Consider the following 16,307-nt stretch of genomic DNA (forward strand, 5'->3'; position numbering starts at 1 on the left):
TTAGCAATTAGCTCACAGCTAATTGCTAAACGCTAATCGCTCTTAAGCCATAACCATGCCACCATCGACGTTGAAGACTTGACCTGTAATGTATCCAGCCGCAGGATCGGCGGCGAGAAAGCGCACCATACCAGCAACTTCTTCGGGTTTGCCGTAGCGACTCAAGGGAATATATTTCAGAATATCTTCAGAATCAATGTTACTGGTCATGTCAGTGGTGATAAAACCAGGGGCAACAGCATTGACGATAATGCCACGGGAGGCAAGTTCTTTCGCAACGGTTTTAGTAAATCCGATCGCCCCAGCTTTTGCTGCGCTATAGTTCGCTTGACCGGGATTGCCCATTTGTCCGGCTACAGAAGCAATATTAATGATGCGCCCGCTGCGTTGTTTGAGCATGATTTTGCTGACAGCTTTGGTACAAAGGAATACGCCTGTAAGATTGAGGTCGATGACTGCTTGCCAGTCTTCCGGTTTCATTCGCAATAACAATGTATCGCGGGTAATACCAGCATTGTTTACCAAAACATCAATTCGCTGCCATTTTTCTACAATAGTATTAACCAGAGTATCTACTTGAGCCGCATCTGAGACATCAGCCGGAATTGCGATCGCACTACCCCCCGCCGCCTCAATTTCTTCTACCACTTCTTTAGCAGCGGAACTAGAACTCGCGTAGTTTACAACAACGTTCGCCCCTTCTGCGGCTAAACTCAAAGCGATCGCCCGTCCAATTCCTCGCGAAGCCCCGGTAACGATTGCGACTTGTTGGCGTAACCGTTGTAAATCCTCTGGCAATACTTCCATAAACAATGACTCTTGCGTAGATACTCTCACTTAGCGATCGCACTTAAACCACCGCGCTAACCATCTTATCAACAGTTGCCAGTTATCAGTGACCCATTACCCATTACCAACCACAATAATTAAGATATAACAGTAAAAAAACTGAGTTAAATCTCATGACTACTAAACAGCAGTTCAATAATTTTGCTGAAATGCTTTCTGGTGCGGATGTGCCTGTACTGGTAGATTTTTACGCTGCATGGTGCGGTCCTTGCCAGATGATGGCTCCAATTTTAGAACAAGTAAACGAGCGTCTCAAATCTAAAATCCGTATTGTGAAAATCGATACTGATAAATATCCACAACTCGCCAGTCAATATCAAATTCATGCCTTGCCAACATTAGTACTATTTAAGCAGGGTCAACCAGTCGATCGCATTGAGGGCGTAGTACCAGCACCTAATTTAATCGAACATTTACAAGCTCTAATTTAGTCAAAATATTTCATTCAATAAAAAGCCCGCAAATGCGGGCTTTTACTGTAGGAAAAAGCTATTTTATTAGCAATGATGACAATTATGATAACGGTAATGATATCAGTTATGACAGCAATGAATCGTCAGCGGTTGTCGCTGAAAAACTTTCAGGCGATCGCTCCGCCAACCAACTCATCTTTTCTTTGTCTTTCTTAACTTTAGTTAACAATTCTAGATAAGCAATGGGTACGATAATTGGCCAAAAAAGAGTGACTATGACTAAAAATATTCTGAGTAGAAGTAATTGAGAGTGTTTGCCAAGGTCTCGCTGCATGATGTCTGCCCACTGAGTAAACAGACAAGCCGCGATTGTAATATAGAAAGTCGCCCCAGCAGTAATAATTGTTTGTAGCATCATTTTCTAAAAAGTCATTTTCTAAAAACAGGTTGAGTCGGAAAAGAATTCAGCAGCTACCCCAAATCAGCAGCGCGATCGACGAAGTTCTCGTTAACACGCTCTTTTGAGCGCTATGTAGCCCGAACACCCTGTAACAATCTGACTTGAAAGCCTCAACTAATCGACATTTATCCGTAGCACCGCACCTTGCTAGTAACTCGCTTTCAAGCCACAAAAGACTCTGACAATAAAATACGCCAGCCCAAAAAGTTATTCCAGACTAGTGCTATGAATGCTCGTATACCCTCACACGCGCTTCCAGCAATTCCCGATCTTGTTTATGTATTATTTCACACTTTTAGCTTGCGGACAATACAGAGGCAGTTATCAGAGACAATGAAATTCAAACTCGATATATCTAATACTACGTTCGTACTGAAGATAGAAGACAGTTTATAAAGGTTTTCTTATACATCAAGCGAAGGTTAAGTAATATGAATAGACTGACAGCAACTCTACTCGTTTCTTGTCCCGACCGACAAGGATTAGTAGCAAAAATTGCTAATTTTATCTATGCCAATGGTGGTAACATTATCCATGCCGATCAGCATACAGACTTTGCTGCTGGTTTGTTTCTAACCCGAATTGAATGGCAATTAGAGGGTTTTCATCTACCGCGAGAGCTAATTGCGCCTGCCTTTGGCGCGATCGCGCAGCCTTTAGAGGCTCAATGGCAACTACACTTTTCCGACACCATCCCGCGCCTTGCTATTTGGGTGAGTCGGCAAGAACATTGCTTATTCGATTTAATTCTCCGACAACAGGCAAAAGAGTATGCCGCAGAAATTCCCCTGATTATTAGCAATCATGCCGATTTAGAATGGGTGGCAAAACAATTTGGTATAGATTATTACTATATTTCCGTTAACAAAGATAACAAAGCGGCTCAAGAGGAAAAACAGTTAGAACTTTTGCACCAGTACGACATCGATCTCATCGTTCTGGCAAAATATATGCAAATTCTCAGTCCCGCATTTATTACCCGATTTCCTCAAGCAATTAACATTCACCATTCGTTCCTTCCTGCTTTTGTAGGCGCAAATCCATACCAGAAAGCTTACGAACGCGGGGTTAAAATTATCGGTGCTACCGCTCATTACGTAACATCAGAACTCGATGCTGGACCAATTATCGAACAAGATGTCGTCCGCATCAGCCACCGAGATGAGGTCAGCGACCTGATTCGTAAAGGTAAAGATTTGGAACGAGTCGTTTTAGCTAGAGCCGTGCGATCGCATTTACAACACCGTGTCTTAATTTACGGGAATAAGACTGTGGTGTTTGAGTAGTGAAAGGGATTATGCGTAGACTACCATGAAAAGCTGCTCTAACCGATAAAAATACAAGTACAGTATTTTTACAGAGGATGATTTTAAGATATAAAATCTACAATCAATTCAGTTCTTAAGACTTTTCTAATATTTTTTCCATCTACAAAGGCAATTTCTATGTCAATTCTAGAAAAATTCTTCACCTTCGGCTTTGTTTCTACTTTTAGTGTAGCTGTTATAGCAACCTGGTGGCGCTATATTCCTAGCATAATTGCTACTTACCGCAAGATTTTGAGTAAGTATGGACAAACAGAATTAACGGTTAATAGTTAATATTGAATGTTTCCATTGTAGAGACGTTACATGTAACGTCTCTACAATGGAAATAGATTAATTTGCATTGTGTCCTATTAAATTAAATTCTGAGGTATTTGTTTCATTCTGATTTGTACTTGTAAAGCTAACTGACCTGCTTGCGCCGTCATTTCTTCAACTCTGAGTGCTATTCCTTCTAGATCGAAATAGGGTAACTCCATCCATTGTTTGACTTTTTCCATTAATGACAGCGCGATCGCAAAAGATATTCCCTCTCCGCGATCGCATTGAAAATTCTCAACGATAACTGGTTGCTTCTGGGTACGGGGGCGAAATGTAGCTGTAAAACTGAGTGGCTGCGTTTCGCCTTTTTCGTGCAACAACACCTTACCATCGAAGACCATTTTGTTATCTCCTGGTAACTGTAATTGCATCTGCTGCATTTCTAAAATAACAGTTTGTCCGTCTACATTTAGTTTAAAATTACGTGCTTTTTTTAATACGTACTCGGACTTCAAAGCGCGATTTAAATCTGGTTCTGTAATGACAATTTTGGCAATAGCATCTAACGGTTTATCTAATTCAACCTTGCCAAAAAGAGCGCTGAGTGGATTCACATCAACTTTATCCGTCTGCACCTCAATTTCTTGTAGGCGGATGTCTTTTTGTATAACTACGCCTTGTCCAGTAAAATCTACTGAATCTGCTTGCCCTAAAATTAGCTTTAAGAGATTTGTTTGAATATCAACATCAATTTTTTCAGCGTTATCTACTTGGCTAGATATTCCTACTTCTGCTACTGCATCGATGACTTGTTCTTCTAACCGTGGCTCGTTATCCATCTTGCGATCGCATCCTTTTGACTCTGCTTGAGATCGATGTTAGACCCGCAGTATTAAGGAATGTATCTGCAATTTGGCATAAGAATGAATGGTAGGGTGGGCAATACCCACCTTACTTATAACCAACAACTGACATTTGCATCCCATTTTCAGAGGGGACAATTGTAATCCCTCGCCGAACTGGAGAAACGGGACGAGAATTTGCTAGTTCTAATTCATACTGCGATAACACAGTAGCAAGTACGAGTTTCATTTCATATAACGAAAAGGCTGCACCAATACAACCGCGACTACCACCACCAAAGGGAAGATATTCAAAGGGTGAAAATTTCTGTTTTAGAAATCTTTCTGGATGAAATTTTTCTGGTTGAGGATAGATTTCTTCTCTTCTATGAGCGAGGTAAATACAAGGTACGATAATTGTTCCAGCATTGAAGTTATCTTCCGCAATTTGTACGGAGTCTCTTACCATTCGAGGAGTACAAATTAATGCAATGGGGTGAACTCGGAGGGATTCTTGACAGACAGCAGTAAGATAAGGAAGTTGGGCGATCGCATCTGGTTGAGTACGATCTGCATTATTCAATTCTTGTTGTAGGCGATCGCGGACTTGTGGATGAGAATGAATCAGGTAAAATGCCCATGCTAGCGCTGCTGCTGTAGTTTCATAGCCTAATAATAAAAGAGACATCAACTGATCGCGTAATTCATCATCATTCATTTGTTGTCCGTTTTCATCTCGCGCTGCCATTAACATAGATAAAATATCGGTGCGCGTCGGATTGTTTTCTCGTCGCCGTTGCGATATTTCTGCATAGATTAATTTGTCAATTTGTTGTCTGCGTCTGACAAAATGTCCCCAAGGACTCCACGCACCTAAGTCTTTTTGTAATGGTGGGAAAAAGAATAAACTGGAGTACCAGGGAGTAGTAACGTCTTCTAGCAGCGAACTTAACTTAACTTTTAATTGTTCGTATCTTTCCCCAGGACTTATTCCAAAGACAACTTGTAAAATAATTTGTAGAGTAATGTCGGGAAGGAAGTGGTTAATAGAAATCTGTTTGCCAAGTTGCCATTGTTGAGTCACAGCTTGAGTAATTTGACAAATGATTTGTCCATAAGTTTTCATGCGATCGCCATGAAAAGGAGGTAGCATTAATTGGCGTTGGCGTTGATGACTTTTCCCTTCTTGTAAAATTAAAGATTGCTCCCCCATCAAAGGTTGAAAGACGTGAGTTGCTTTTTTATAATCAAAGTACTCTGAGGGAATGGCAAAAATTTCTTTAATTGCTTGTGGCTGGCTGAAAAATACAACTGGCGGAGAATTTAAACCTAAAACTCTCACAGCAAATGGGTCGCTGTATCTGTTGGCACAAGTGGTTAAGAACTCGATTGGATTGGCAATCAGCTGGAGCGTTTGCAGTAATGCTGGAGTTTTGTTTACCTCAGTTAACTTCATTTTAAATTGGTAGACAATGCTGCTACGGAGATTTATTTATATATTAACTAAAAAGTATTTGAGAATAAAAATATATTTATCCTTATTAGGGTCGCGGCAGCAACGATTTTGAATCAAGTATAAGTTGTTAAAAATCCATTTCAGAATTTTATCATATCAGTTCGATCTCACTCCATAAAGTTTCGCTCACAACTTATTTCTAGACACACTCATCAGCGTCAGAATTTTCTCTGTAAATATGCGATCTATAGTTAGACAAATCCACTGATATGTATAGACAGACCGTATACAACATAAAGCAGAGATTAAATGTAAAATAATTAAAATTATCTAAAAAGTACAAATACTCAAATTAGAGAGGGTCTTCAGCATGACGGCATCGACCGAAGCGGCAAAGATAGTAACACCAGAATTTTGTCAAGGAATTCAGTATTTTGGCGAAACTTTGCCAGGATTCGAGCAATATGGCAAACAAGCAGCGATCGCACCAAATAAAACTGCTATAACCGATCCTAACGATCCGGCGGCTGTATTTCAAACCCTCCTCTATGCCGATGCCCTGCGTTATTTAACAGTCCAAGTTACGGGGAGTAAAGCTTCGGGACACCCTGGTGGATTTGCCTCGCAAGTAGAAGCTTACGCAGCCTTGGTGATGTTGGGCTACAAAAACATTATTACCGAAGTCGGACATCACGCCCCAGGATTTTACAGCGCCATGTTTTTAGATCGATCGCTAGAAGACATGGGCATTACTACTGTACAACAACTGCGCGATCGCTTCCGCGAACACAACGGTTTATTGGGACACCTTTCTGGCTTTATTCCTGGTATTCTCGCCCCTGCTGGACCATTGGGACAAGGGCAACACTTCGCCATGTCAGCCGCCCGTCTCCACCCCGATAAATTATTCCCCGTCACGATTGGCGATGGTGGGTTAGGCGAACCCTACATCATGAGTAGCATGGCGCATTTCCACACAGCTTATCCAGGCGTGACAAATTTCTTGCCCGTCTTGGTGTGGAATGGCTACAGTCAGGAACATCATAGTATGGTGTCCACTCAATCCAACGAACGGATGATGGCATACTGGCACGGTAACGGTTTTGAAGAAGTCGTGTTAGTCGATGCCAAAGACTTTGACGACAAAAACCAACCAGGCGATTATGTCGATAGTACCGCTTTTTCCTTCGAGCGGCGCTTAGCTTTCACCAAAGCCGTGTTAGTTGCAACCGATGAAGCTACCCGTTCTGCTTTGAGTGGAAAACTGACGGTATTAATCATCAAACAATTAAAAGGGGCTGGAGTCCACGCGAGAGGGGCAAAATCTCACAACCTCTATGCGATGCATACTCTCGACAACCCCGATATTGTCAATGCCCTCAAATCTCGTGCTTTAGCGCCTGCTGCGTGGGAAATCGTGCGGACGAACTGCGAACGCGCTGGTGGTGGTTCGGCGAGTCGGGTAGCGGTGACGGAATCTGTATTACCGCTAGCAGAACTTGGGGAATTGCCGTTAGAAGAATATGCTGTAGGGGGAGATCCGAAAGTCTCGACAACAGCGATGGGTAAATTAGTGGCGAAAGTGGGAGAATGCGATCGCAACTACATCGTCACCAACGCTGATGGGAATGAAGCATCTGGAATTGCCAACATTAACCAAGCATTGAAAATTATTCACCCCACCGAAGATCCTGTCTATAACCAAACCCCAGGTGGACAAGTTTACGAACCTTTGAGTGAAGATGCTTGTGCGGGTTTAGCAGCTGGTTCGGCGTTGATGGGTTGTCGAACTTTGTGGTGTTCTTATGAGTCTTTTGCGATTAATGGTTTACCAATTTGGCAAACAGTAACGCAAGCAATGGCAGAATTACGTCGTCCTACACCTTCTACCGTAACTCTATTTACTGCTGGGGCGTTAGAACAAGGGCGCAATGGATGGACGCACCAACGCCCTGAAATTGAAGCATATTTCGCCGCCATGATGCGGAATGGCAATGTCTTTCCCTTATTTCCACCCGATGCCAACTCGATTCAAGTTTGTTACGATTGGGCGCTGACAACGAAGAATAAGGGCGTTGTAATTACAGCGAGTAAGTCACCTTTACCAATTCGCACGACATTTGAACAGAGTCGCAAAGCAATTCAAGATGGTGCGGTGGTACTGCAAGAAATTAAGGGTAGCAAGACAGTAGTATTTGCTGTGATTGGCGATATGGTTTTGATGCCAGTATTTGAAGCTGCGACTTATTTAGAAGCGCAAGAAATTGGCGTGAGAATTGTTTCTGTCGTCAATCCCCGTCGTTTGTATCGTCCTAGCGATGTGGCTTGGGATAGCTGTTCTGAACCCGATGGAGAATTTTTGAATGATGCTGGGTTTGAGGCGTTATTTGGTGGCGATGCTTTGGTTGGAGTAGCATCTGGTGCGAGTGGGATGTTGGAACCAATTATGTTGCGGAGTAACTGTAAACGCGATACTTTTGCTTGGAAGCGAGGGGAAACCACCGCAAGTCCCGCACAATTGATGGCAATTAATGGGATGACGGCTGAGAATTTGGTCAAACGCGCTATGGAATTGGTTGGTTAGATTAGATTAACTAACTACACATTCCATAAATAAACATAACGTAGGGTGGGCAATGCTCACCCTATAATTTTTTAAAAACCGCTAATGGCAAAACTACCCAACGAAATAATATTGACCATCTTCGAGTTACAGCGCCAACTGTTAGAACGCATTGATGAGGCGACTGCTACAGAATTTAGATTATTTGAGGCGTATGGCGAGACAGAAGAAGTAATAGATTACTTCGAGCAACTCCAAAATGCAAGAGAACGTGCAGATTCCTACTACTTGCGTTTATTTACTGCTTTAAGACAGATTTATCCCTCTCAACCTGCTGCCACCCGTGATAGCCTTGAATTACTTGCCCGATTTATTGCTGAGGCTGAAGCTACTGTAGATGCTGTAGAGGCTACCATTTCTGAAATTAGAAGAGATTTTAACTTATTATGAGTCAGCAAATAAGAATGCCATCGCCAGAAATCAGAGCGCGTCATATTGCTAAGCTAAGAGAACTGAACAGACGTATGGATAAACATATTTTAGATTTAGATGATTTTAATGCTTTGTTAGAGGCAAATCTGCGCGAACAGCGGCGGCGAATTGAGGAGTTGAGGGAAGAGAAGCAATCAACGATTCAAAGTGAATAATTAGTCACGTAGTTTTTAACCGCAGATGCACGCAGCTGAACGCAGATAAACTGAAATCAGTTTGCGTGAATCTGCGGTTTTTGATTACTATTTAAAAGGTTAATAACCTGCGATCGCGAGAGGTTAGTATTTCTCAATCTCTAAATAGATTTTATAAAATCTATATTTTGATAGGAGCAACCACATCAAAACCAGGTGCATTAATAACCATTGATTCTGGTTTAGAATATCCAGCCTTCTTCCTTGCTTGGATAATTTCACTAAACAAATATTTTTGATGTGATAATATCCAACGTGGATCGTTACCAGCATGAAGATGGATCTGCCAAATAGAGCTATCAATATATGTATGATTGATTGCGTTGCAGTAGTATAAAAAATTAATACTACGGCGTAAATTTAGTTGCGATTGACCGTGTGCCTCAATTTTATAATGGCTTGGTGTCAATTGTAGGTGCGGAAATGTCGCTTTCGGGGCATTTAATAAAGTTTTATGAAGGCAAAAATTAATGACTTCAGTTCCTTTCATTGTATTGCACACACTACAAAGAGTCTGCAAATTATCTAGAGAGTGGTCACCCCCGTGATATTTAGGATTAATATGGTCAATCTGTAGTAGGTTTCGTCTATTTTCTCCACAGCAAAGACAGCGATAGTCATCTCGTTCCTTCACTTGTCTTTTAACTGCATCTGATGGTTCAGGTAGAGGAGGGTAGTCTGGTTTATAGGTTGAACCATTAGTTGGTGATTTTTCTGTCCAGCGATCGTTTAAAAGTCTTTCAACACAAGCATTGTATTGCGACTTGAATAATCTATAGCTTTGATAGATAATTTTCCAATAGCGATCGTCTCGATTATATTCTTCAAATAGCTTTTTATCTTTAGTCAAATCTGACATAGATACACTAAGAAAAGCCTGAGCTAGAGCATCAAGATCGTGTTCCTGTCTCTGCTGAAAATCAAACCAATCAGGAGCTTCTCTATCATTTTGAGCTATATGACAGGTAATGTAGAACAAGTTACTTAGTAAGTCACCACCTATGTGCTGTCCAAAATTAGCAAAAATTCCATCCTGGAATTTTTCAATTTTCTGCTGAAGATGACTATCAAAGCTAGTAACTGGCTCGATAAATGCTTTGAGTTCTGATGCTTCCAGGTTTTTCACAAATTCAATAAAATTCTCGTAGTCTGCTTTCTCATGCTCAAATACCATTACTAATCGTTGTACTATTTCGGTACTTTCCTTTTCCTCTATACAAGTTTCTATTTCAACTCGATACCAGCCAATCGGCATAAAGGTAAGAAATGGCTGTGTATTGATATTCGCACCGCCATCCATCTGCTCAATTAAGCGACGTACTAAATCGATAGAAATGAGCTGCATAGCTACTCTTTCACTAACCTGTGGTAAAGAATCTTCAGGTGAAGGAAAGTCATCTATTTTATATTCAGCTCAGTTAATTGTCTGTTGCCAATCGTCGATAAAAGATACAATGTAAGCTTCCTTTGTTCCACCAAATTTAACACCACGCAAAGCTCGACCAACCATTTGCGTCATGAGAATTTGACTAGTAGTTTGTCTGGTTAAAAATACAGATTGTACATTAGGTACGTCAGTGCCTTCAGTTAGCATCCGCACGTTGATTAGCACATCTAATTTATTATTACGAAATTTCTCTAAAACTTCAGCATTTTCATTCTTACTTCGTTTATTTCTAGCATCAGCACTACCAGGATCGGCATCAATATGAGTGTAAACTGTTCCTACCTTTATCTCTCGATCTTGTTGCTTAATAAAATCACTTAACTGTTCGCATTGAAACCAGCGGTCAGTAAAAATGATTGTTTTACCATAACGCTTTCTATTTTCAGCATAAGTTTTAGCGATAAAAGCATTACGTTCTTGATTTTCAGCTAGTTTAGTAATAATTTCTTCAGGTAATTCTCGAAAGTCTTTTACCCATTGCTTGTATTGATTTTCATCAAATTCAGGCTTGACAGTGGTGCATGATGTTTCAAAAATTGGCTTTGCTAACACTCCAGTCGCCATCAAATCTCTTGGGCTAATTTGATAGAGAATTCCTTGGAGAAATAGCGTGTTTAACCAACCAACTTTTTTTTCATTGGAGTGAGTTGGGGTTGCAGTTAACCCCAATAAATACATGTTTGGCTTGTCTTCGCGTAATGCTCTAATAAACCTACAATAACTCGGTGCTGGAGAGTGGTGTGCCTCATCAAATACGACAAAAAGTTTATTTCCAGCCGCTTTCAAAAACTCTTTCAATTTGTTATCTTTATTATTATCACTGTAAGCACGAGTAATAGTTTGTAGCGTGCAAATTAATACATCATCGCTAGTTTGAATTTGGCTAGGGCGAAAGTGTCCTGTTGTACCGGAAACAACTCTTACATTCAGCTTTTGCTTATTTCTAATTAGCTTGACTTCTGATTCTAAACTATACAGAGATTGTTCAAGTAAGTGGTGAGTGTGTGCCAGCCACAAAACTTTGTAACCTTCTGGTAGTGGATGAGTGCAAAGGAAACGCATAGCCGTGAAAGTTTTACCGCCTCCTGTTGGTAAAACTAAAATACCGCCATGATGAGTAGAATGCTTAGTTTGATACCATCTTTGTAGTTTGTTTAGCGCATCGTGTTGATGAGCGGCAGGATCTTTCGGTTGCTTTTGCTCTTTGGTCAGATCGTAAGAGCGAAAAAAGCTTTCTGTTTTACATTCGTTCATAAAAACTTCCAGTACTCCAATTTTGTAAGCAGTTAATTTCCATCTGCTCTTGTATGTAGAGTTCCCAGAATGCGAATTATTTTAACAGGAAAAAATACTAGGCGAATAGAATTCGCGGCTACACAAACAAAGTTCGCCTGCGCGGACTAATATAGAAGAAAGTTTTGGAACCTGCACCAGCAGGTTTTATTGTATAAGTATGACTTTAACCACAATCTTTAAAAAAAGCGATCGCCGCTCTCAAGATTATATACTTCAGGCGCTCGCCTCTTCTCAGTGCTAAATTTATTACAGAGATACATTAATTGAAAATACATTAATGATGAAATTTCAAGTCATATTTACATTTGATTCAGAATATCAAGGTTATGTTGCTGAGGTTCCCGTACTTCCGGGTTGTGTCACTCAAGGAAAGACTTTAGATGAAGCAGTTGAAAATATCAAAGACGCTGTAAGAGGTTATTTACACGTACAAGCTAAACACGGCAATCCTTATGTTGCTCAAGAATCTCAATCCTTTATTGGGGAAGTTGTAGTATAAATGGGTCGATGATCAAATATCTCTGGTAAAGAAGCTGTCAAAGTTTTTGCAAAATTTGATTATGTATTAGACAATCAAACTGGAAGCCATATGATACTTTGGCACGAATCAAGACTCACTTTATCAGTCCTAAATCATCGAGAATTAGCACCAAGATTGTTGAGAAATTTGATTCGACAAGCGGGAATGACGGTAGATGAGTTTCTGACAAATAGATAATACAGATAGGATTGGCAGACGCGATCGCAAATTGCATAACTCTCAAATATAAAACTTACACAGCAATCGCCTCAAATACTTGCCTATCTCTCGACACAACTTCTAGCTTAGAGTGCAGAGTTGCAATCGCCTCAATTAAGAGTTGTCGCGGCGTTAACCCCCAATACTGTAAAACTTGCAACAAGCGGGCAATTGTTTCATCATCGTGCAATAGAGGAAACTGAAACGCTCTACCACCACTGGGTAGGTTAATTAATCCACTTGAATCTCGTTGTGGCGCAGAGTCCTGTTGCTGCTTCTTCCTTTCTTCTACCATCAATTCAGAAACCTGCTTTTCGTTGACTGCTGGCAGTCCCCACAGCTTGGATACGAGTTGTTGATATCGCTTCTGAGTTAGAGCAAATAGCGTAGTTAGAGAGATCCGTTCTATCTTCTCGATCGCAAAATCTCTAAATGTCTCAAATAGCCGGATGAACTTTTTCGCTTCAGGCAAAGTCTTGCCTTGCGACTCCAGCCAAGCTTTGAATGTCTCTTTGGGCATGGCTTTAGACATCTGCCAGTAGTCGCACCCTTGGGCTAATGCATTCTCGACTATCAGGCGATCGCGCTGTCTGATTCTTTCATTTATGTCACGCGATTTCAAAGAATTTTTGTTGGAGGCGATCGCAGCAGAATTTGTTTGTGCTAACATACGGTTACACAAGTAAATTATATTTGCTTTTTGGTTTAGGAAGTCCCAAGTTTGTCAGACCGGGGGGCTTCCTAACTATTTTTGTATTGTATCAGATATCTCTGCATAAGTCGATCGCATAGGGATAAAAATCAGCAGCATTCTGTAGTTTTTCAGACGTAGCTGTAGAACTAGCGCCTGAAACAGACGTAACCTGTCGCTTTATAGCTCAAAGCACGAGCAATACTCTCACCTGCAACTCTGACAACTGAACAACTGACAACTGATAACTGTCAAAAGCGTTACCCTGGAAAGAATAGAAGATAAACATCAACTATTTTTCATCTATCGCAGGTTGACCCTTACCATGCTGCAATCCTATTTCGATACAGATAATAACGGTCATAAATCTTTTGAACTACCAGGGGCAAAACCCCACTATAATCCCGATCGCCCCGGACAAGTCGAGCATATTTTTCTCGATCTCAATTTAGATATCCCCAACCAAAGCTATGACGGGACTTGCACGATTCAACTCAAGCCCGTCCGCAACGGGATCGATCGCCTCACCCTAGATGCAGTCAGTCTCAACATTCACTCAGTCCAAGTAGATGCTACCTCAACGACATACGATTATGATGGGCAACAGCTACAGGTACATCTAGCTAACCCTACACAAACGGGACAATCAATTAAAATTGCGATCGCCTATTCTGTCACGAAACCCCAACGCGGAATTTACTTTATCGCCCCAGATAAGCACTACCCCAACAAACCAGTCCAAGTCTGGACGCAAGGAGAAGATGAAGACTCCCGTTTCTGGTTTCCCTGCTTCGACTACCCAGGACAACTCGCAACTTCAGAAATTCGGGTGCGCGTCCCCAAACCCTACATCGCCATTTCCAACGGTAGATTAATCGACACTGAAGAAAACAGCGACTACAAAATTTTTCACTGGCTGCAAGAGCAAGTCCACCCATCCTATTTAATGACTCTAGCAGTAGGAAACTTTGCCGAACTTCAGGATGAATGGAACGGCAAACCCGTCACTTACTACGTAGAAAAAGGCAGAGAGGAAGATGCGCGGCGCAGCATGGGCAAAACTCCCCGCATGGTCGAATTCTTCAGCCAAAAGTACGGTTATTCTTATGCTTTTCCCAAATACGCTCAAGTCTGCGTAGATGATTTTATTTTTGGCGGAATGGAAAATACATCTACCACCCTGCTGACAGATAGATGCTTGTTAGACGAACGGGCGGCGATTGATAACCGTTTAACTGAAAGCCTAGTCGCGCACGAACTCGCACATCAGTGGTTTGGCGATTTAGTTGTGATTAAACACTGGTCTCATGCTTGGATTAAAGAAGGCATGGCATCCTATTCTGAGGTTATGTGGACGGAACAGGAGTATGGAGTCGAAGATGCTGCTTACTACCGCTTGCTAGAAGCCCGCAACTATCTCGCTGAAGACAGCAGCCGCTATCGTCGTCCGATCGTAACGCACGTTTATCGAGAAGCGATCGAATTATACGATCGCCACTTGTATGAAAAGGGTTCCTGCGTCTACCACATGATTCGGGCAGAGTTGGGAGAAGAGTTATTTTGGCGGGCAATCCAAACTTTCGTGCAAGATAACGCTCACAATACTGTAGAAACTGTAGATTTACTCCGGGCAATTGAGAAAGTTACAGGGCGAAATCTTTTATTTCTTTTCGATCAATACGTCTATCGCGGCGGACATCCTGAATTCAAGATTGCTTACTCATGGGATGGCGATAGTAAATTAGCGAAGGTGACAGTTAACCAAACCCAAAACGATCTATTCGATTTAAAAATACCAATTGCTTTTGGCTATGCACAAGGTGATGTAGGGGCGCATAGCTATGCGCCCCTACAAAAAACATTCACCGTGCGCGTCAATGAAAAGGAACAGAGTTTCTACTTTCCTTTGGAAGAGAAACCTCAGTTTATTAGCTTTGATGCTAATAATAATTACTTAAAAACCGTGTCTTTAGAATATTCCGTTCCAGAATTGAAGGCACAGTTGCAATTCGATCCCGATCCGATTTCTCGCATCTACGCTGCTGAAGCTTTGGGGAAAAAAGGTGGTTTAGAAGCGCTCAATGCCCTCGCCGCAGCATTGAAAAGCGATCGCTTTTGGGGTGTTAAAGTCGAAGTCGCGAAACAATTAGCTCAAATTAAGCTCGACCAAGCTTTTGAGGCTTTAGTTGTCGGATTGAACGATGAAAATCCCTTAGTACGACGTGCCGTAGTCGAGGCTTTGGGTAACATCAAAACTTATGCTAGTTACAAAGCCCTGAAGCCGATTGTGGAAGATGGCGATGCCTTCGGCAAGGGCAAAGCCCTACGCAGTTATTACGTAGAAGCAGCAGCAGCCAGGGCAATTGGTACGATCGCCGCTACCAAGTTGGAAGAAAAGCCCAAGGAAGAAAAAGTCTTAAAGCTGCTCAGATCGATTTTAGAAACAAAAGCAGGCTGGAATGAAGTTGTGCGCTCTGGGGCGATCGCGGGTTTGAGTCAAATGAAAACCTCAGCTGAGGCACTAGACTTGATTCTAGAATACACCCGCTTAGGAGTTCCTCAAGCCTTGCGTCTAGCAGCGATTCGCGCCCTCGGAGCTATCTCTACAGGTCAATCTACTGCTAACTTAGACCGAATTCTGGAGCGATTAACCGAATTATCGCATGAAAGTTTCTTCCTCACCCAAGTCTCGGTTGTTACTGCCTTGGGACAAATGGAGACTCCCAAAGCGATCGCGGTTTTACAAACTCTAGCGACGCAATCCCTTGATGGACGAGTCCAACGGATTGCCGAAGAAGCTGTATCAAAAGTACAGAGTGCCGCGGGTTCAGAGCAAGCCGTCAAGCAACTACGCGATGAAATCGACCAGCTCAAAAAGCAAAACCAAACCCTGATGAGTCGGCTGGAAAGTCTGGAGGCTAAAGCTGCTAACTAGGGAGACGAGGGAGACGAGGGAGACGAGAGAGACAAGGGGGACAAGGGAGACAAAATCAATTCACAAGTCACAATTCTCAATTATCTTTTGACTCCTGACTCCTGACTCCTGACTCCTCTTCTTAACTTTTCTTATCAATTGATTTGTACTTTTATATACTATGTTAAGAATAGATACAATTTAAATAACGTATTCTACTTATAAGAAGACATCGACAGGGCAGTTTAAAGAGGCTATATTTGACTGTTTGGGAATCTAAGCTGATTGACTCGTAGTTAAAAGTAGTCATGAGATTGCCCTGATTAGTAAACGAGTGTAAATATCCGATTGTAAAGAGGCAAGTC

At 41.7% G+C, this 16,307-nt stretch carries 16 protein-coding genes; 9 read left to right on the forward strand and 7 right to left on the reverse strand.

The features are described 5' to 3' along the window. Positions 1-42 precede the first annotated feature (42 nt). Entirely contained in the window at positions 43-807 is a 765-nt protein-coding gene (gene fabG, locus H6G17_RS00905; protein WP_192153489.1) for a 3-oxoacyl-[acyl-carrier-protein] reductase, read from the reverse strand. Between the two features lie 155 nt (positions 808-962). On the opposite strand from fabG, the gene trxA reads away from it, so the two are divergent. Then, positions 963-1,280, forward strand: coding sequence for a thioredoxin (trxA, locus tag H6G17_RS00910; RefSeq protein ID WP_192153490.1), 318 nt, complete (start codon positions 963-965; stop codon positions 1,278-1,280). A 106-nt stretch (positions 1,281-1,386) separates the two neighbouring features. On the opposite strand, the gene H6G17_RS00915 is transcribed toward trxA, so the two are convergent. Beyond that, a complete protein-coding gene (locus tag H6G17_RS00915) occupies positions 1,387-1,680 on the reverse strand; it encodes a hypothetical protein (protein WP_192153491.1) in 294 nt (97 codons plus the stop codon). A gap of 473 nt (positions 1,681-2,153) precedes the next feature. On the opposite strand from H6G17_RS00915, the gene purU reads away from it, so the two are divergent. Beyond that, the gene (gene purU, locus H6G17_RS00920; RefSeq protein ID WP_192153492.1) at positions 2,154-3,008 is read left to right on the forward strand and encodes a formyltetrahydrofolate deformylase; all 855 of its coding nucleotides are present in this window, start codon (positions 2,154-2,156) and stop codon (positions 3,006-3,008) included. A gap of 159 nt (positions 3,009-3,167) precedes the next feature. Continuing rightward, positions 3,168-3,323 (forward strand): hypothetical protein, encoded by a 156-nt coding sequence (locus H6G17_RS00925; protein WP_192153493.1) that lies wholly within the window; start codon positions 3,168-3,170, stop codon positions 3,321-3,323. Between the two features lie 77 nt (positions 3,324-3,400). On the opposite strand, the gene H6G17_RS00930 is transcribed toward H6G17_RS00925, so the two are convergent. Next, a complete protein-coding gene (locus tag H6G17_RS00930; protein ID WP_192153494.1) occupies positions 3,401-4,147 on the reverse strand; it encodes a DUF2993 domain-containing protein in 747 nt (248 codons plus the stop codon). Between the two features lie 112 nt (positions 4,148-4,259). After that, positions 4,260-5,606 (reverse strand): cytochrome P450, encoded by a 1,347-nt coding sequence (locus H6G17_RS00935; protein ID WP_192153495.1) that lies wholly within the window; start codon positions 5,604-5,606, stop codon positions 4,260-4,262. A 370-nt stretch (positions 5,607-5,976) separates the two neighbouring features. Between H6G17_RS00935 and H6G17_RS00940 the strand changes: the two genes are divergently transcribed. The 3 genes from H6G17_RS00940 (at position 5,977) to H6G17_RS00950 (ending at position 8,816) form a co-directional block, all read left to right on the forward strand. Next, positions 5,977-8,190 carry a phosphoketolase gene (locus tag H6G17_RS00940; RefSeq protein ID WP_192153496.1) on the forward strand — a complete coding sequence of 738 codons (2,214 nt, stop codon included), beginning with the start codon at positions 5,977-5,979 and terminating at the stop codon, positions 8,188-8,190. A gap of 84 nt (positions 8,191-8,274) precedes the next feature. Next, positions 8,275-8,619: a hypothetical protein gene (locus tag H6G17_RS00945; RefSeq protein WP_192153497.1), complete on the forward strand. Its 345-nt coding sequence runs from the start codon at positions 8,275-8,277 to the stop codon at positions 8,617-8,619. Continuing rightward, positions 8,616-8,816, forward strand: coding sequence for a hypothetical protein (locus tag H6G17_RS00950; protein ID WP_199316286.1), 201 nt, complete (start codon positions 8,616-8,618; stop codon positions 8,814-8,816). The genes H6G17_RS00945 and H6G17_RS00950 overlap by 4 nt, the downstream gene beginning before the upstream one ends. A 160-nt stretch (positions 8,817-8,976) precedes the next feature. Here the strand turns inward: H6G17_RS00950 and H6G17_RS00955 are convergent, their stop codons facing one another. Further along, positions 8,977-10,200: an HNH endonuclease gene (locus H6G17_RS00955; protein WP_192153498.1), complete on the reverse strand. Its 1,224-nt coding sequence runs from the start codon at positions 10,198-10,200 to the stop codon at positions 8,977-8,979. Between the two features lie 69 nt (positions 10,201-10,269). Further along, positions 10,270-11,556 (reverse strand): DEAD/DEAH box helicase, encoded by a 1,287-nt coding sequence (locus H6G17_RS00960; protein WP_192153499.1) that lies wholly within the window; start codon positions 11,554-11,556, stop codon positions 10,270-10,272. Between the two features lie 322 nt (positions 11,557-11,878). On the opposite strand from H6G17_RS00960, the gene H6G17_RS00965 reads away from it, so the two are divergent. Both H6G17_RS00965 and H6G17_RS00970 read left to right on the forward strand, forming a co-directional pair. Beyond that, positions 11,879-12,097: a type II toxin-antitoxin system HicB family antitoxin gene (locus tag H6G17_RS00965; protein WP_192153587.1), complete on the forward strand. Its 219-nt coding sequence runs from the start codon at positions 11,879-11,881 to the stop codon at positions 12,095-12,097. 18 nt (positions 12,098-12,115) lie between these two features. Further along, positions 12,116-12,316, forward strand: a complete 201-nt coding sequence (locus H6G17_RS00970; protein WP_192153588.1) for a type II toxin-antitoxin system HicA family toxin — start codon at positions 12,116-12,118, stop codon at positions 12,314-12,316. Positions 12,317-12,371: 55 nt separating this feature from the next. Here the strand turns inward: H6G17_RS00970 and H6G17_RS00975 are convergent, their stop codons facing one another. Further along, positions 12,372-13,007, reverse strand: coding sequence for a hypothetical protein (locus H6G17_RS00975; RefSeq protein ID WP_192153500.1), 636 nt, complete (start codon positions 13,005-13,007; stop codon positions 12,372-12,374). A 346-nt stretch (positions 13,008-13,353) separates the two neighbouring features. On the opposite strand from H6G17_RS00975, the gene H6G17_RS00980 reads away from it, so the two are divergent. Continuing rightward, on the forward strand, positions 13,354-15,963 hold the full coding sequence (locus tag H6G17_RS00980; RefSeq protein WP_192153501.1) for a M1 family metallopeptidase: 2,610 nt from the start codon (positions 13,354-13,356) through the stop codon (positions 15,961-15,963). The last annotated feature ends 344 nt before the right edge of the window (positions 15,964-16,307 follow it).

The sequence above is a fragment of the Chroococcidiopsis sp. [FACHB-1243] genome (genome assembly GCF_014696895.1).
In the GTDB taxonomy this organism is placed as follows: domain Bacteria; phylum Cyanobacteriota; class Cyanobacteriia; order Cyanobacteriales; family Chroococcidiopsidaceae; genus Chroococcidiopsis.

What these genes read in the sequence shown, in the direction of transcription:
- H6G17_RS00930 (WP_192153494.1), bottom strand. Translation starts at nt 4,147, where the DNA reads ATGGATAACGAGCCACGGTTAGAAGAACAAGTCATCGATGCAGTAGCA.
- H6G17_RS00940 (WP_192153496.1), top strand. Translation starts at nt 5,977, where the DNA reads ATGACGGCATCGACCGAAGCGGCAAAGATAGTAACACCAGAATTTTGT.
- H6G17_RS00955 (WP_192153498.1), bottom strand. Translation starts at nt 10,200, where the DNA reads ATGCAGCTCATTTCTATCGATTTAGTACGTCGCTTAATTGAGCAGATG.
- H6G17_RS00935 (WP_192153495.1), bottom strand. Translation starts at nt 5,606, where the DNA reads ATGAAGTTAACTGAGGTAAACAAAACTCCAGCATTACTGCAAACGCTC.
- H6G17_RS00975 (WP_192153500.1), bottom strand. Translation starts at nt 13,007, where the DNA reads ATGTTAGCACAAACAAATTCTGCTGCGATCGCCTCCAACAAAAATTCT.
- trxA (WP_192153490.1), top strand. Translation starts at nt 963, where the DNA reads ATGACTACTAAACAGCAGTTCAATAATTTTGCTGAAATGCTTTCTGGT.
- H6G17_RS00965 (WP_192153587.1), top strand. Translation starts at nt 11,879, where the DNA reads ATGAAATTTCAAGTCATATTTACATTTGATTCAGAATATCAAGGTTAT.
- H6G17_RS00945 (WP_192153497.1), top strand. Translation starts at nt 8,275, where the DNA reads ATGGCAAAACTACCCAACGAAATAATATTGACCATCTTCGAGTTACAG.
- H6G17_RS00925 (WP_192153493.1), top strand. Translation starts at nt 3,168, where the DNA reads ATGTCAATTCTAGAAAAATTCTTCACCTTCGGCTTTGTTTCTACTTTT.
- H6G17_RS00915 (WP_192153491.1), bottom strand. Translation starts at nt 1,680, where the DNA reads ATGATGCTACAAACAATTATTACTGCTGGGGCGACTTTCTATATTACA.
- purU (WP_192153492.1), top strand. Translation starts at nt 2,154, where the DNA reads ATGAATAGACTGACAGCAACTCTACTCGTTTCTTGTCCCGACCGACAA.
- H6G17_RS00980 (WP_192153501.1), top strand. Translation starts at nt 13,354, where the DNA reads ATGCTGCAATCCTATTTCGATACAGATAATAACGGTCATAAATCTTTT.
- H6G17_RS00960 (WP_192153499.1), bottom strand. Translation starts at nt 11,556, where the DNA reads ATGAACGAATGTAAAACAGAAAGCTTTTTTCGCTCTTACGATCTGACC.
- H6G17_RS00950 (WP_199316286.1), top strand. Translation starts at nt 8,616, where the DNA reads ATGAGTCAGCAAATAAGAATGCCATCGCCAGAAATCAGAGCGCGTCAT.
- fabG (WP_192153489.1), bottom strand. Translation starts at nt 807, where the DNA reads ATGGAAGTATTGCCAGAGGATTTACAACGGTTACGCCAACAAGTCGCA.